Annotated in this window: 12 protein-coding genes and 1 pseudogene; 8 read left to right on the top strand and 5 right to left on the bottom strand. The window is 60.2% G+C overall.

Annotation, left to right across the window (positions count from 1 at the left end):
• Nucleotides 1–14: 14 nt before the first annotated feature.
• Nucleotides 15–464: a hypothetical protein gene (locus HGP14_RS12440; protein WP_168830128.1), complete on the bottom strand. Its 450-nt coding sequence runs from the start codon at nt 462–464 to the stop codon at nt 15–17.
• 491 nt (nt 465–955) lie between these two features.
• On the opposite strand from HGP14_RS12440, the gene HGP14_RS12445 reads away from it, so the two are divergent.
• The 8 genes from HGP14_RS12445 to katG all read left to right on the top strand — a co-directional run bounded on the left by HGP14_RS12445 (nt 956) and on the right by katG (nt 11,186).
• Nucleotides 956–2,623: an aromatic/alkene/methane monooxygenase hydroxylase/oxygenase subunit alpha gene (locus HGP14_RS12445; protein ID WP_168830129.1), complete on the top strand. Its 1,668-nt coding sequence runs from the start codon at nt 956–958 to the stop codon at nt 2,621–2,623.
• Between the two features lie 97 nt (nt 2,624–2,720).
• The gene (locus HGP14_RS12450) at nt 2,721–3,803 is read left to right on the top strand and encodes an NADH:ubiquinone reductase (Na(+)-transporting) subunit F (RefSeq protein ID WP_168830130.1); all 1,083 of its coding nucleotides are present in this window, start codon (nt 2,721–2,723) and stop codon (nt 3,801–3,803) included.
• A gap of 53 nt (nt 3,804–3,856) precedes the next feature.
• Nucleotides 3,857–4,915: an aromatic/alkene monooxygenase hydroxylase subunit beta gene (locus HGP14_RS12455; protein ID WP_168830131.1), complete on the top strand. Its 1,059-nt coding sequence runs from the start codon at nt 3,857–3,859 to the stop codon at nt 4,913–4,915.
• Between the two features lie 18 nt (nt 4,916–4,933).
• Nucleotides 4,934–5,302, top strand: coding sequence for an MmoB/DmpM family protein (locus HGP14_RS12460; protein WP_168830132.1), 369 nt, complete (start codon nt 4,934–4,936; stop codon nt 5,300–5,302).
• A 77-nt stretch (nt 5,303–5,379) separates the two neighbouring features.
• Complete coding sequence (locus tag HGP14_RS12465; protein WP_168830133.1) at nt 5,380–6,402, top strand: amidohydrolase family protein; 1,023 nt, start codon at nt 5,380–5,382, stop codon at nt 6,400–6,402.
• A 4-nt stretch (nt 6,403–6,406) separates the two neighbouring features.
• Entirely contained in the window at nt 6,407–7,216 is an 810-nt protein-coding gene (locus HGP14_RS12470) for an iron-sulfur cluster assembly protein (protein WP_168830134.1), read from the top strand.
• Between the two features lie 65 nt (nt 7,217–7,281).
• Nucleotides 7,282–8,916 (top strand): molecular chaperone GroEL, encoded by a 1,635-nt coding sequence (locus tag HGP14_RS12475; RefSeq protein WP_168830135.1) that lies wholly within the window; start codon nt 7,282–7,284, stop codon nt 8,914–8,916.
• 80 nt (nt 8,917–8,996) lie between these two features.
• Nucleotides 8,997–11,186 carry a catalase/peroxidase HPI gene (gene katG, locus HGP14_RS12480; protein ID WP_168830136.1) on the top strand — a complete coding sequence of 730 codons (2,190 nt, stop codon included), beginning with the start codon at nt 8,997–8,999 and terminating at the stop codon, nt 11,184–11,186.
• A 92-nt stretch (nt 11,187–11,278) separates the two neighbouring features.
• On the opposite strand, the gene HGP14_RS12485 is transcribed toward katG, so the two are convergent.
• The 4 genes and pseudogenes from HGP14_RS12485 to HGP14_RS12500 all read right to left on the bottom strand — a co-directional run bounded on the left by HGP14_RS12485 (nt 11,279) and on the right by HGP14_RS12500 (nt 15,286).
• Nucleotides 11,279–13,336 (bottom strand): sigma-54-dependent Fis family transcriptional regulator, encoded by a 2,058-nt coding sequence (locus HGP14_RS12485; RefSeq protein ID WP_168830137.1) that lies wholly within the window; start codon nt 13,334–13,336, stop codon nt 11,279–11,281.
• A 75-nt stretch (nt 13,337–13,411) separates the two neighbouring features.
• Nucleotides 13,412–13,894 carry a hypothetical protein gene (locus tag HGP14_RS12490; RefSeq protein WP_168830138.1) on the bottom strand — a complete coding sequence of 161 codons (483 nt, stop codon included), beginning with the start codon at nt 13,892–13,894 and terminating at the stop codon, nt 13,412–13,414.
• A gap of 170 nt (nt 13,895–14,064) precedes the next feature.
• Nucleotides 14,065–14,265 (bottom strand): annotated as a pseudogene (locus HGP14_RS12495) (IS6 family transposase); the annotation flags it as partial.
• Between the two features lie 118 nt (nt 14,266–14,383).
• Entirely contained in the window at nt 14,384–15,286 is a 903-nt protein-coding gene (locus HGP14_RS12500) for a LysR family transcriptional regulator (protein ID WP_281408086.1), read from the bottom strand.
• Nucleotides 15,287–15,393: the final 107 nt, after the last annotated feature.

A 15,393-nucleotide genomic window follows, 5' to 3' on the forward strand; every position in this document is an offset into this window, starting at 1 on the left:
CCGAACCGGCTCGCTCATGGACTGGTCCCTCCCGGTGCTTTCCAGGCTTCGAGCACGGCCGGCAATTCCGGCATCTGCGTTCGGAACTGCCGTTCTGCCAGATCGACATGGCTGCGAAGCTGATCCCATACATCTACGCGGATCATTGTATCTCCCGTCAGCTGCTCGATCTCCTCGACGCGCAGCTGTCTCGACAGCGACACGCCCGAAAAGACGAAATCGCGCAGCAGGATCGCGTGCCTTTCCGCGAAGGCATGTATCATCGGATGGGTTTCGTCGGTGATGCCGGCGGCGGAGAGTTCGCGAAGGATGAACCGCTGAAAATGGCTCTGCATCAAGTGCTGGCTTTCTCCCAGGAAGCGCATCACGAAGACGAGGTCTCGCTGCATGAGCCCGGCGAGTTCGGTGGTGATGTCGCCTCCGACGGGGCCGAGCGGCGTTTGATGCTCGTCCTTGTCTGGCATGAGCTTTTCCAAACCTGAAATAAACAACCCTTTGCGCGAAATATAAGTGATGGATGTGGCGATGTCGATCCCTGTTTATCGCGCTCTTGCAAAAGCTTATAGGCAATCGTTGCAAATATAAATAAAGTTACATCTGTAAATTACGATTGTAAAATAACTTTACACCATTTCACTCTTTCGGTTCTTCAGGCGCCCGGAATTGCCGTAAAACTCACTTGGCACGCCCCTTGCATTGTCTGTTCTCATAAAAGCTATCGCGCTGACAGCGACGCCAGAAGAACGAAGGAGTTGGGGAAGCGACTGACCATCCGTCCAGGAGTCCGGAACTTCCCCGAAGACCTTTGCCTCGATCGACTTGAATGGCCGGCCCGCCGGGACGCGCGCATGCGCATTCCGTTGTCGCGCCCTTCCAACTTTCGCTCGCGGCGTTTCTGGCGCCGTTCCGGCCGAGGCTTGAGGCCTGCGGCACAACAAAGTGGAGGCAGAGGACGATGTCGTCTTTGACACTCAATAAGATAACCTCGCAGCGGGGCATTTCCGTCGGCGAGGCGACCAAGCGGATTTCCGACCTCGGTTGGAATCCCAGCTACGTGCAGGAAGCGATGACGTTTCCGACGGACTACAAGATCACAAAGGCACCCCGTGATCCGATGAAGCAGGTCCTGCGCTCCTATTTCCCCATGCAGGAGGAAAAGGACAATCGCGTCTACGGCGCACTCGACGCGGCGCTACGCGGCGACATGTTCCGCAATGTCGAGCCGCGCTGGGTGGAATGGATGAAGCTCTTCCTGGCGATCATCCCCTTCCCGGAAATTTCCGCCGCCCGCTCCATGGCCATGGTCGCCCGTATCGCTCCGGGTGAAGACCTTCGCACCGGCTTCACCATGCAGATGGTCGACGAGTTCCGCCATTCGACCATCCAGATGAACCTGAAAAAATGGTACATGGAGAACTACATCGATCCGGCCGGCTTCGACATCACCGAGGAAGCCTTCGGCAAGTGCTACGCCACGACGATCGGCCGCCAGTTCGGTGAGGGCTTCATCACCGGCGACGTGATGACCTCGGCCTGCCTGTACCTGACCGTTGTTGCGGAGACTGCGTTCACCAACACGCTCTTCGTCGCGATGCCGTCGGAGGCCGCTCGCAACGGCGACTACGCCCTGCCGACCGTGTTCCTGTCGGTGCAGTCCGACGAAAGCCGGCATATCGGCAACGGCCATTCGCTGCTGATGGCGGCACTGAAGGAGCCGGAAAACCACCTGCTTCTGGAGCGCGACCTGCGCTACGCCTTCTGGCAGAACCACGCCATCGTCGATGCGGCCATCGGCACCTTCATCGAATACGGCACCACGAACCGCGACAAGAACAAGGAGTCCTACGCGGAGATGTGGCATCGCTGGATCTTCGAGGACTACTATCGCACCTACATGCTGCCGCTGGAAAAATACGGCATCAAGATCCACCACGACGACGTGCATGAAGCTTGGAACCGCATCACCAAGAAGCACTACGTCCACAAGGTCGCGCAGTTCTTCGCGGTCGGCTGGCCGGTCAACTTCTGGCGCATCGAGGCGCAGCGCGAAGCCGACTTCGAATGGTTCGAGCACAAGTATCCGGGCTGGTATGCCCAGTTCGGCGAGTTCTGGCGGTGGTACGACAAGCTGAGCCGCCCAGGCGAAACGATCATCACCTTCAACGAGGATGTCGGCTACGTCTATCCGCATCGCTGCTGGAGCTGCCTCGTTCCCTGCCTGATCCGCGAGGACATGGTGGTCGACGAGATCGACGGCAAGCTGCACACCTTCGCCCATGAGCTCGACCGCTGGACCGCCGTCGAGGCCTTCGCAGACGAATACCAAGGCCGGCCGACGCCCGCGATGGGCCGCTTCGGCGGCAAGCGCGAGTGGGAGACGCTCTACCACGGCTGGGATCTTGCCGACGCGATCAAGGACCTGAACTTCGTTCGCTCCGACGGCAAGACGCTGGTGCCGCAGCCGCACCTGCGCTTCGACTCCAAGGACATGTGGACGCTCGACGACGTCCGCGGCCACACGCTGCTGTCGCCGCTGACGCTGCTGCGTGAAATGTCGCCTGCGGAGCGGGAAAATCACATCGCCGAATACCGCGCCGGCTTCACCATCAATCCTTGCAACTGAGCGCATGACAACGCGCGAAGGCCGTTCGCCGGCCTTCGCGCATCCGGGAAGAGACCGCTCCCTTCGGGGAACGGGCGGATTTGGGAGATTTTTTGATATGGCTGACGCTCAAAAAGTGCATGTGGCCGCCCATAAGGTGCGGCTGGAGCCGGTCGGCGTGGAGTTCGAGGTCGAGAACGGCGAGACGGTCCTGAACGCCGCATTCCGACAGGGCATCGCACTGCCGCATGGCTGCAAGGAAGGACAATGTTCCGCCTGCAAATGCGTCCTGCTCGACGGCGAAGTCGACATGCTCAAATATTCGACCTTCGCACTGAACGACATGGAAAAGGATTCCGGTCACATACTGCTGTGCCGCTCCATGGCCTACTCGGACATGGAGGTCGAGCTTCTCAACTATGACGAGGAGGTGCTGTCGAAATCGATCGCCGTGAAGAGCTTCAAGGGTCGCATTTCCAATATCCAGAGGCTCACCCACGATATCAGAGGCATTGAAATCGAACTGGGTTCCCCGATGAAGTTCTGGGCGGGGCAATATGTCGACATCACGGTCACCACGGAAAAAGGGGAGACGATTACACGCTCGTTCTCCATGGCAAATACGCCGCGCGAAACCCAGAAACTCTCCTTCATCATCAAGAAATACCCCCAAGGAAAATTCTCCGGCGAGCTCGATTCCGGAGGAATCCGCGCCGGAGCCGACGTCACCGTCGTCGGACCTTACGGCACCTGCTTTCGACGGGAAGAACGCGAAGGACCCCTAGTGCTGGTCGGCGCCGGCTCCGGCATGTCGCCGGTCTGGTCGATCCTCAACGATCATCTGCTGAGCGGGGAATCCCGGCCCGTCTATTTCTTCTACGGGGCGAGGACGCCGGACGATCTCTTCTATCTCGACCAGATCGCCGCGCTCGTCGATCGCCATCCGGAAGTGACCTTCATACCGGTGCTGTCGCATGCCGATGAAACCAACGATTGGTCGGGTGAACGCGGCTTCGTCCACCAGGCGGTCGACGCCAGGCTCAAGGAACTCGGGATCGACGGTGAAGGCGATGTCTATGCCTGCGGCCCACCGGTCATGATCGACGCGCTGCAGCCGGTTCTGTTCATGAACGGCTTCGAGAGCGAGCGCATCTTCTTCGACAAATTCACGACTTCGTCCGGAGGAGCTCCGGGTCACTAGAGCTGGACGAAGATCGGACAGCAACACCGCAACGCAACAAGGGAGCGAGAACTATGCCAGCATTATCAAGTTCAGTCGGATCAGGGGCCGCCGGCGCGGCGATATTCGCCGATTCCGACAGCCGCAGATACCGCTATTTCGAGCCGAAGGGCCAGCGTGCCACGCATTACGAGGACGTCACCGTCGACGTTCAGCCGGATCCCGAGCGCTATCTGATCCAGAACTGGATCATCTCCTTTGCCAATGGCAAGGGCGCTTACGTCAAGGACAACACTGCCGTCAGAAGCTCCAACTGGCATGCCTTCCGTGCGCCCGATCAGGAATGGGAGCGAACCCATTACCAGCGCCAATCGAAGATCGAGACTATGGTGCAGAGCGTCATCGCCAATGCCCGCCGCGCCGGCGCGCCGAAGACCTTCGACAAGGCCTGGGCCAAGATCCTGCAGGCGCATCTCGGAGCCTGGAAGCATGTGGAGTTCGGCCTCGGCACCTCGCTGATGCAGGCGCAGCGCTACGGCTACACCCAGATGATCAACAACGCCACGCTCACCAACTCTTCCTACAAGCTCCGGCTCGCGCAGGACATCACCCTCTATCTCGCAGAGATCGGCATGGACATTCCGGGCTGGGACGATGAGCTCGGCAAGAAGACCTGGCTCGAGGACGGCGTCTGGCAGCCCACCCGCGAGGCGATCGAGACCATCATGGGCGCGACCGACTATCTCGAGCAGTATTTCGCGATCAACATCGTGTTCGAGCCGTTGGTAGGCGAACTGTTCCGCTCGGGCTTCCTGATGCAGGTAGCCGCCGCCAACCACGATTTCGTCACGCCGCCGGTAATCTCCGCGGCCGAGGCAGACTACGAGCGCAATCTCGCCAACGCGATCGACCTGATCTACCTGCTCGCCAACGACAATTCCTACGGCGACTCCAACAGGAAGATCGTCCAGGGCTGGCTCGCCAAGCATGGGGCCCTGGCTGAAAAAGCCGCGCAGGGGCTTCAGCCGATCTGGTCGATGCCGCATTCCAAACCGGTTTCCTTCGCCGACGTCCAGGCCCAGTCCCAGGAACGCCTCGGCAAGATTCTCGGCGAACTCGATCTCAAGCGCTAATCGGAGGAGTATTTTTCCATGTCAACCGTTGCACGCGACAACTCGCACGACAACATCTTCAAGTCCATGAAGGATATCACCTTCGAGCAGACGATTTCCCACCAGTGTGGCGTCACGATGAACGACTCGGTCGAGGCGCGCGCCATTGCCGAATTCATGAGCAAGAAGCCCGGTGTGACCGTCACCTACCAGCCGGCCATGATCCGCATCGACGGCGATGGCAAGCTGATCTTCAAGATGGACGAGATCAGCGAATATCTCGGACGGGAGATGACCGCCGAAATCTTCGAGGTCAACACGTCCACGCACTATGGCCGTATGGTCCGTATCGACGACAACACCGTGATCCTCTTCGGCGATATGGATGAGGTGTTCGAATACATCTGACATCCCGAACGGCGATTGGAGGCGTGCCCTTCAAGGGCGCGCCTCCTCGAAACAAGACAGGTTTGGAGGAGAAAACCATGTACGTCACACCCGAAGGCAAAGAGATTTTTATCGTCGACGGCCATACGCATTTCTGGGACGGGAGCCCGGAAAACCAGCGAAACATTCACGGCAAGCAGTTCGTCGAATGCTTCTACGCCTACCACACTGCGCTCAGCCCCAAGGAGCAGCTTTGGGAGAAGAGCAAGTTCGAGAAATACAGCGCCGACGACCTCTACCGGGATCTGTTCATCGATGGTCCCGACGACGTGGCGATCGTCCAGTCGACCTATCTGAAGGATTTCTACAAGAACGGCTTCAACACGATCGAGCGCAATGCCGAGATGGCCAAGCGCTATCCGGAACGCTTCATCGTCAATGGGTCCTTCGATCCGCGTGATGGCGAGAAGGCCCTCGAATACATTCACTACATGAAGGAGACCTACGACATTCAGGGCGTGAAGATGTATACGGCCGAATGGAACGGCGCTTCCAAGGGCTGGAGGCTCAACGATCCCGACGCCTATCGCTGCTTCGAGCTCTGCGAGAAGCTCGGCATCAAGAACATCCATGTCCACAAGGGCCCGACGATCATTCCGCTCAACAAGGATGCCTTCGACGTCCATGACGTCGACCATGCAGCGACCGACTTCCAAAACCTCAACTGGATCGTCGAGCATTGCGGCCTGCCGCGCCTCGACGACTTCTGTTGGATTGGCGTCCAGGAGACCAATGTCTATGGCGGGCTTGCCGTGGCCCTGCCGTTCATCCATTCGCGGCCACGCTATTTCGCTGAGGTGATTTCCGAACTGCTGTTCTGGGTCGGCCCCGAGAAAATCCTGTTTGGGTCCGACTACGCGATCTGGACGCCGCGCTGGTTGGTCGAGAAGTTCTGGGCGTTCGAATTGCCCGAGGATATCAAGCAGGAGCGCGGCGTCGATCTGACGCCGGAGATCAAGGAGAAGATCCTCGGCCTGAACGCGGCGCGCCTCTACGGCATCGACATCGCCGCCAAGAAGAAGGCGCTTGCCGGATCGCCATTCAGCGTTGCCGCGGAGTGAGCCGATGAGTGCCACCGATCTGAATGAAAGCCGCCAGGGGGAGCTCTGGCGGCGGCTGGAGCAGGTGAACGACCCGGAATTGGATGAACCGGTCACGGAGATGGGTTTCATCGAACGGGCTGAGATCGCCGGTGACGGCCATGTCGAAGTCGACTTTCGCCTCCCGACTTATTGGTGCTCGCCCAATTTCGCCTTCCTGATGCTGGAGGACATGCGGGCGGCGCTCGAGGCGCTGTCATGGTCGCCGCGCTTCCGCATTGCCCTGCATGACCACATGTTCGCGGAGGAAGTGAACCAGGGGATTGCAGTCGGCAAGAGCTTCGCGGAGATTTTCGGCACATTGGCCGAAAAGGTCGATCTGGAAGCGTTGCGCGAGAAGTTTCGTCTCAAGGCTTTCAAGCGGCGGCAGGAGGCAGTGATCCTCGACCTTCGGGCTGCCGGACTTTCCGATGGGGCGATCGTCGGCATGACGCTCACCGATCTGGATGCTCTGCCTACAGGAGAGAGCGAGACGGCCAAGCGCAGGCTCCGCTATCGCGAGGCTCTGCTCGCGCGCCGGCCCGGCCTGCGTGCGAATGCCAGGGTGATCGTCGATTGGGAGGGCACGCCGGTCGAAGTGGATGCATTGGCGGCTCATCTCGCCCACCTCCGCAGCGTGCGCATCAACATGGAGTTCAACGGCGCGCTCTGTCGTGGGCTGAAGCAGACGCGATACAAGGAGATGGAAAGGATCGACGGCGAGCCGACCTTGGTCGACTTCATCGTCGGGCGCGTTCCGTCTCCTGCCATACCGCCTCACGCGACCGATCATTAAGACGACAGCCTGCAGGGAAAGATCCCACGCAACGAACCGCCGTTCAGGCGGAAGGAGGAGGAGTCATGCCAAAACTGATGCTACACAATTCCGAAGCTCGGCGCGCGCTTGCGCGCGGCGTCGGGCGGCTCGCCGCTGCGGTCGAGCCCACTCTCGGCCCCCGGGGAATGAATGCCATGATCGACCGTCCGATCGGCACGCCGCTGGTCACGCGCGACGGCGTCAGCATCGCCTCGGAGATCGAGCTCTCCGATCGTTTCGAGAACATGGGCGCGCAGGTGGTCCGCGAAGTCTCAATGCAGACGAACGATATTGCCGGCGACGGCACGACGACGGCCATCGTGCTGGCCAATGCGCTGGTGCAGGAGGGGATCGCGGCCAATGAGCAGGGCGCCAAATCCGTCGACCTCTGCAAGGGCATCGATCTCGCGGTGGAGAAGATTGTAGAGGCGCTGAGGAGCAGGGCCAGGCCGGCCAACGGCAATGGCGTTCTGTCGGCGGTCGCCAATATCGCAGCCACCGATCCGAAGCTTGGCGCGCTCGTCGCCGAGGCCTATGAACGGGTGGGAACGGAGGGCGTCATCACCACCGATTTCAGCGTGACGACGGAGACCACGCTGGATGTCGCCGAGGGAATGTCGTTCGACCGCGGTTACCTCTCGCATCACATGGTCACCGATAAGGACAAGATGGAGGCCGTTCTCGAACATCCCCTCATCCTGATGACCGATCTCAAGATCAAGGATCCATCCTCCCTCGACGCAGCCCGCCGCATCGCCGACGCGGCGGGCCGGCCCCTGCTGATCCTTGCCGAAGAGATGTCGCCGGAGGCCGTCGTGGCGTTGCTCGGCAAAGAGGGCTCCGGCAGGTATCTGGTCATACACCCCCCGGAATACGGCCATTGGCGAAAGGCGCTGATGGAGGATCTGGCGATTCTGACCGGCGGCCGGGTGATTGCCCGTGACCTCGGCGGCAGGCTGGAGGACATAACCTCCGACGATCTCGGTTCGACTGAACGGGTGAGAACCACTTCCACCTATACCACGATCGTCCGCGGCGGCGGCGATCCAGCGGCGATTGCCGCACGGCGGGCGCAAGTTCAGCGTCAATACGAGATCGCGCCGCCCAATATCGAGCAGGACAAGCTGCGCGAGCGGCTTGCCAAGCTTTCCGGCGGCACGGCCGTGATCTATGCCGGTGGGGTGACACCCGTCGAGCAAAAACGCACGATCCAGCTCATCGAGGATTCCCTGCATGCCGTGCGCGCCGCAGTGGAAGAAGGTGTCGTCGCCGGCGGCGGCTCGGCGCTCGCCCAGGTCGCGCCGGTTCTGGATCACGTCCTGCAGACGGTCAGCGGCGATGTGGCGGAAGGAGTGCGCCTCGTCAGGTCCGTGCTGACACGGCCACTCTCGCGCATTGCCGTCAATGCCGGTGCCGATCCGGCAGCGGTCGTCGAAGAGGTTACCCGCGTCAATGGCGGCTATGGCTATAACGCCTCGACCGGCAAGTACCAGAACATGATTGAAGCCGGTATCATCGATCCGGTGCGCGTCACCTACACGGCATTGCGCAACGCGGCATCGGTGGCGAAGCTTATCCTGACGACGGAGACGCTGATCGGCGACCTCGCCGAAGACGAGATCGATCCGACCGCCGGACCCGCTCTGGGCGGCGGGGCAGAGCGACTGGGGCGACACTAACCGGGATTGATCGCCGGCGGCGACCTGCCGCCGGCGATGCCTTTCGAAGGGCAGCTTTCCGAAACGACAAGGAAAACGTGATGGACCAGAAAACTGATAGCGTAAGCAAGTGTCCCGTGCCGCACGGCAATGCCGCAAATCGCCCGGCCAACCGCGACTGGTGGCCGAACCGGCTCGACGTGCAGGTTCTGCACGGCCACAATGTCCGCTCCGATCCGATGGGCGAAGCGTTCAATTATGCCGAGGAATTCAAGAAGCTCGATCTCGATGCGCTGAAGAAGGACCTTCATGCGCTGATGACCGACTCGCAGGAATGGTGGCCGGCAGATTTCGGCCATTACGGCGGTCTCTTTATCCGCATGGCATGGCACAGCGCCGGCACGTACCGCATCACCGACGGCCGCGGTGGCGCCGGCCAGGGTCAGCAGCGTTTCGCACCGCTGAACAGCTGGCCTGACAACGTCAACCTCGACAAGGCCCGCCGCCTTCTCTGGCCGATCAAGCAGAAATACGGCAACAGCATTTCATGGGCCGACCTTTTGATCCTCACCGGCAACGTTGCACTCGAGTCGATGGGTTTCAGGACTTTCGGATTCGCCGGCGGTCGCGCCGACGTCTGGGAGCCGGAAGAGCTCTATTGGGGTCCCGAGGGCACCTGGCTCGGCGACGAGCGCTACAGCGGCGAGCGCGAACTCGCAGAGCCGCTCGGTGCCGTGCAGATGGGCCTCATCTACGTCAACCCGGAAGGCCCGAACGGCAGTCCGGATCCGCTCGCTTCGGCCCGCGACATCCGCGAAACCTTCGCCCGCATGGCGATGAACGACGAGGAAACCGTCGCGCTGATCGCCGGCGGCCACACCTTCGGCAAGACCCACGGCGCCGGTGACCCGTCCTTCGTCGGCGTCGAGCCGGAAGGCGGCGTGATCGAGGATCAGGGCCTCGGCTGGAAGAGTTCGTTCGGCAAAGGCAGCGCCGGCGACACGATCGGCAGCGGGCTTGAAGTCACCTGGACGCAGACGCCGACGCAGTGGAGCAACTACTTCTTCGAAAACCTCTTCGGTTTCGAATGGGAGCTGACCACAAGCCCGGCTGGCGCCAAGCAGTGGGTGGCGAAGGACGCTGAGGCGTCCGTTCCCGATGCCTTCGATCCCTCGAAGAAGCATCGTCCGACCATGCTGACCAGCGACCTGGCGCTGCGCTTCGACCCGGTCTACGAGAAGATCTCGCGTCGCTTCCTGGAAAATCCGGCTAAGTTCGCCGACGCCTTCGCCCGCGCCTGGTTCAAGCTGACTCACCGCGACATGGGTCCGAAGGTCCGCTATCTCGGAGCGGAAGTTCCGGCTGAAGATCTGATCTGGCAGGACGTGATTCCTGAAGTCGACCACAAGCTCGTCGACGACGCCGACATCGCGGCTCTGAAGGAAAAGGTGCTCGCGACCGGTCTTTCCGTTCAGGAACTGGTTTCCACCGCCTGGGCGTCGGCCTCGAGCTTCCGCGGCTCCGACAAGCGTGGCGGTGCCAATGGTGCACGCGTCCGTCTTGCCCCACAGAAGGACTGGGAAGCCAACCAGCCGGCGCAGCTCGCAAAGGTTCTCGGCGTTCTCGAAGGCGTCCAGAAGGACTTTAACGCTGCCCAGACTGGTGGCAAGAAGATCTCACTGGCGGATCTGATCGTTCTTGCCGGTGCGGCCGGTGTCGAAAAGGCGGCAAAGGCTGCGGGCCAGACGGTCAACGTTTCGGTCACGCCGGGCCGCATGGATGCGTCCGACGCACAGACCGATGCAGCGTCCTTCGCGGCGCTTGAGCCGCGCGCCGACGCGTTCCGCAACTATGTCAACAGCAAGCGCAAGCAGTTTATGAAGGCCGAAGAGGCTCTCGTCGACCGGGCGCAGTTGCTGACGCTGTCCGCACCTGAGATGACCGTCCTCATCGGCGGCCTGCGCGTGCTGAAGGCGGGCGCTCCGGAACATGGGGTCTTCACCTCGCGCCCGGAAACGCTGACCAACGATTTCTTCGTCAACCTGCTCGATATGGGCACAAAGTGGGTTCCGCTCACCGGCAAGGACGGCGTCTACGAAGGCCGCGACCGCAATACGAACGAACTGAAGTGGACCGGCACCCGTGTCGACTTGATCTTCGGCTCGCATTCGCAGCTTCGGGCCATCGCCGAAGTCTACGGCCAGTCGGATGCCAAGGCGAAGTTCGTCAAGGACTTCGTCGCGGCCTGGAACAAGGTCATGAACGCCGATCGTTTCGATCTCGTCCGGTAGACGGCGTCCGGGCGCGTGCTTGCCCACTGCGCCCGGACTTCCCCGTGTTCTGGAGCGGCCGGCATTGCCCATGCAATGCCGGCGCATCATTTTCAGGCGTAGCTGCGCTTGATCCCGAACTGGTCCATTTTCCGGTAAAGGGTCGGTCGCGATATTCCGAGCCGAAGTGCAACCTTGCTCAAATTACCATGCTCTGCTGCCAACGCCGCAATGATTGCATGGCGCTCTGCCTCGGCAAAACTGAGGACATAGTCTTCTGCCTCCATGGGGTCACTGCCAACCTGCCAATGTTCAGCCATCTCGGCAGGTAGGTCGTCGATGCAGACCAGGCGGTTGCGGGCAAAGAGATGCAGCCGCTCTACGAGATTTCGCAGTTCCCGTACATTGCCGGGCCAGCGATAGGTGACGATCGCATCAAGCACCTCGTTGGTGAAACGGAGCGAGGACACGCCTCTTCGATTGGCCATGATGCGATTGAAGTGATCGAGCAGCAGCAGACAGTCATCACCACGGTCCCTCAGCGGAGGGACCTCAATTGAAACGGCGCTGACGCGATAGAAAAGATCGCGGCGGAAACGACCGGCGGCTACCTCCTGTTTGAGATCGCGGTTCGTCGAGGCGACGAGCCTGACGTCGACAGATCGCGCACGGCCGTCCCCAAGGCGATGAACGACGCGCTCTTCTAACACGCGCAGCAGGAACGGCTGGATATCCAGCGGCATTTCACCGATTTCGTCGAGACTGAGGACGCCGCCATTTGCCAGTTCGAAGACACCGGCCTTACCGTCGCGCGAAGCCCCGGTGAAGGCGCCGGGCACGTGGCCGAACAATTCACTGCCGAAGAGTTCCTTTGTGACGGCGCCGCAATTGAGTGCGATGAAGGGACTGCCGGCGGATTTTCGGCTGCCGGCATGGATGAGACGCGCGAACAGTTCCTTGCCGACGCCAGTCTCCCCTTCGATCAGTAGCGACGTCACGTCCTCCGTTTCCGCAACCCGGCAGGCTATATCGACGGCCATGCACAGGGCCTGGCTTTCACCGACGATCTGGCCGCATGCTTCCTTCAACAGATCGGACGCGCGACTGCCGATCGACACAGTTCGACCGCCGGTATTTTTCGGAAACACCAGAGCGGCGCCGCGAATATCACCGTCCAGTTCGAGCGGACAAACATCGCAATTGCGCATTGTTTCAGGAAGGCTTGTGGCGACGGTGTCCAAAAAGCCGGAGCCCGTCAGCTCCGGCGACCAACAGTTCGGGCCGCCCTGACGAACGGTTTCGCCGAGCCGCCGCCCTTCCGGCAACGGTACGTTGTTGTGGTAGATTGCCCGGCCTTGCCGATCGATGATCAGCAGACCATCGCTGGCGTGATAGTTGTTGGCGGAGGCGATGAAGGCCTCCAGCAGCCGCATTCGTTCAGCCGTCTGCGAGTCGGCGAGCGCTCTCTCTATCTCGCGTGCCGCGGCGGCAACGAGTGCGATGTTGTGGAGGCGGAAGATATCGGGGTGTCCCGAAAGATCGACAACGCCAATGATCTTGCCGTCGAAGGGATCCCGGATCGGCGCGCCAGCGCAGGTCCAGCTCTTGATGCCGGCGCAGAAGTGTTCGGCCGCGTGAACGAAGACCGGCTCGCCGGTCCAAAGAGCAGTCCCGATACCATTGGTGCCGACGACGTCTTCGGTCCACTTGCCCCCAACGCCGAGGTGGATGTTCATGCCGTCGAAGATGGTCCTCTTGTCGCCAATGACATTGATCAGGACACCATCACTGTCGGCCAGGGCGAGCATGGCGCCGGTTCCGTCCAGCATTCGGCCGATCATCGAAAATGGACGCGTTGCGGCCTCCATCAGTTCGGAGCTGCCGCGTGTCAGCGCCTCAACGGCATCGCGATCGGTCTCGATGGGTGCCTCATTGCGTTGGGAATTGATGCCTCCCTCGGCGCAGCGATACCAGGAATCGTGAATTGTAGAGCGCACCGGCAGTGTATTGCGCTTGGTTTCATTTTTACCCTCCAGGAGCCTTTCCCAAGCCTTGGTGACGCCGACTTCATCGTAATCGGAGCGCAGCAGAGCGCCGCTCGGCATGAGAGCGGAGATGTGGGGTACTCGTTCTGGGCCAATTTCGTTTATGCCATGTGAATTCCGCTTCATGGAGCTCTCACAGATTGAGCATCGAGAAAAATTCGGCGCTCACCAGCGGTCGCGGCCTTGCCGAAAATGGGGAGATCAGGTTTCCGGGACCATGTCGATACGGCGGCCGATATCGGCCGTAAGTTCTTCCACGTCATAAGATGTCCCAATGATTACGCCGTCCATGTCGACAAGTGCCTCGGTGGTCGCATCGTCAAGCGGCGCGATATAGCCATTACCTTTAACGGCCAGGGTAAAAATCTTGCCGCTGGAGGTCTCGCGAATGTCGCCGAAATGCTGAAGTTGCCGGCCCGAATTTACATCGACGGCAATCACGCGGCCATTGGGCGTCGCCCTGATCCGTGGCTCAGGTACGGATTCAACGACCGGGGTATTGCCGATGTTGATGATGAGCCCATCCGGCTGCGGGAGTTCGCGCGGCTTTTGGGATAGGGAATAACGGCCATTGCTCAGATGGTCGGCAAGCTTGGTGATCACGCCACGATTTTGTTCGATGAAGCGCCTAATCTGGACGTCCTCGCGCCGAGGCCCATCCCGCTTCGAAAATATCTCGACCATGAATCCTCCCAGATCATGATTGCATTTTCTAATGCGTTGTTGTCGCAAAAGCGTAGCACATTTCCTCCAATGCACCAGCGTAAAGCCTTATCACCGGTGAGCACGAAATGGTGGTACAGGAGGGCGGCATGCGGAGATATCGGTCGATTGGGCTCGAGATAATTCGTCTTGACCACTTCGTCCAGATGCCAGACATCGCTTGGGCCTGGCGGTTTTCGACGCAAACGGCCGGCATAGTCTGGGCCGAACTTCCTGGCCCGACAACGGATCATCTCATAGGAAACGACGATACCGTGCTCCAACAGCATCTCTTCTACCAGACGCAGGCTCAGCGGAAATCGGAAGTAGAGCCAGACCGCATGGGCGATCACAGACGGTGGGAAACGATGACGCTTGTAACTGACGGGGGGACTGGATCATGGCCACCGACTAGCAGCCAACAACGTCGACTCCGGTTAACCTGACATCACCCCCGCCGTTTCTGTTTTCTCAATCTCGAGGTCGCTCCGGAATGAAAAGGGCTCGGTCCATATGAACCCAGCGCTCTATCTCCTGCCAGACTGTCCTCACACGCGGGGATTCCGCAAGGTCGCTATGCACCACCATCCAATATGTGCGCTCCAGCCGGACAAGGTCTGGCAAAATGATTTCGAGCGACGGATCGATATCGGCCATGTAGCAAGGCAAAATTCCCATAACGGCCCCGCTTCTCACAGCCTCGAGTTGCGCGGTTACCTCCGTCGTTCGAAGATCCGGCGTGATGACAACATCGCCGAAGGTCATCATGTCGAGTTCGGTCGTATACAGTAACTCGTTGATGTAGCCGCACCAACGGTGGTCCCGAAGGTCCTCAATGACCAACGGGCGCTTTCTCGAGTTGAAATAGTCGCACTGAGCGTAGGCCGCAAGCACGTATGATGAAAGCTTTTTAAACCGAACGTCGCCCGTTTCTGGTCGATCCATGACGATGGCGATGTCGACATCACGCATTCCGAGTGAAAACGTTCTCGGCAGTGCGACGAGTTCAATTTCCAGTCCGGGAAACATCTCCCCGAGCAGGGGAAGGCGGGCTGCCAGATAATGTGCGCCAAAGCCGACCGATGTACCGATGCGGACTCGTCCTGATATTTCCCGATTGCTCTCTCTGAGGCTCATGACATCGCGAATTATGATCGACTCCAGCCTCTCCGCCGCGGCGAGGAGTTTTGAGCCCTCACTCGTCAAGCTCAAGCGTCGGCCAGCCCGCTCGAAAAGCGAAACGCCCATCTTTTCTTCCAAGCGCACGATGCGCCGGCTGATCGTCGATTGTTCGAGACCAAGTGTCCGCGTCGCTCCGGCCATCTGTCCCGCCCTTGCAACCCCCAAAAAGACCCGTATATCGCCCCATTCCATGCCTGCGCGGCTCCATTGTTAATCTGCATTTCGCAACTCCCAATTTTTCTGTCTCCCGCATTGTTCCTAGCGGTTGGGGATTGCATCGCATCCTCGAAGAACCGGCC

The organism is Rhizobium sp. P32RR-XVIII, assembly GCF_012641395.1.
Lineage (GTDB): Bacteria > Pseudomonadota > Alphaproteobacteria > Rhizobiales > Rhizobiaceae > Rhizobium.

Excerpts from the sequence above, each read along its gene's own strand:
- HGP14_RS12440 (WP_168830128.1), bottom strand. The coding sequence starts at position 464 with ATGCCAGACAAGGACGAGCATCAAACGCCGCTCGGCCCCGTCGGAGGC.
- HGP14_RS12445 (WP_168830129.1), top strand. The coding sequence starts at position 956 with ATGTCGTCTTTGACACTCAATAAGATAACCTCGCAGCGGGGCATTTCC.
- HGP14_RS12450 (WP_168830130.1), top strand. The coding sequence starts at position 2,721 with ATGGCTGACGCTCAAAAAGTGCATGTGGCCGCCCATAAGGTGCGGCTG.
- HGP14_RS12455 (WP_168830131.1), top strand. The coding sequence starts at position 3,857 with ATGCCAGCATTATCAAGTTCAGTCGGATCAGGGGCCGCCGGCGCGGCG.
- HGP14_RS12460 (WP_168830132.1), top strand. The coding sequence starts at position 4,934 with ATGTCAACCGTTGCACGCGACAACTCGCACGACAACATCTTCAAGTCC.
- HGP14_RS12465 (WP_168830133.1), top strand. The coding sequence starts at position 5,380 with ATGTACGTCACACCCGAAGGCAAAGAGATTTTTATCGTCGACGGCCAT.
- HGP14_RS12470 (WP_168830134.1), top strand. The coding sequence starts at position 6,407 with ATGAGTGCCACCGATCTGAATGAAAGCCGCCAGGGGGAGCTCTGGCGG.
- HGP14_RS12475 (WP_168830135.1), top strand. The coding sequence starts at position 7,282 with ATGCCAAAACTGATGCTACACAATTCCGAAGCTCGGCGCGCGCTTGCG.
- katG (WP_168830136.1), top strand. The coding sequence starts at position 8,997 with ATGGACCAGAAAACTGATAGCGTAAGCAAGTGTCCCGTGCCGCACGGC.
- HGP14_RS12485 (WP_168830137.1), bottom strand. The coding sequence starts at position 13,336 with ATGAAGCGGAATTCACATGGCATAAACGAAATTGGCCCAGAACGAGTA.
- HGP14_RS12490 (WP_168830138.1), bottom strand. The coding sequence starts at position 13,894 with ATGGTCGAGATATTTTCGAAGCGGGATGGGCCTCGGCGCGAGGACGTC.
- HGP14_RS12500 (WP_281408086.1), bottom strand. The coding sequence starts at position 15,286 with ATGGAATGGGGCGATATACGGGTCTTTTTGGGGGTTGCAAGGGCGGGA.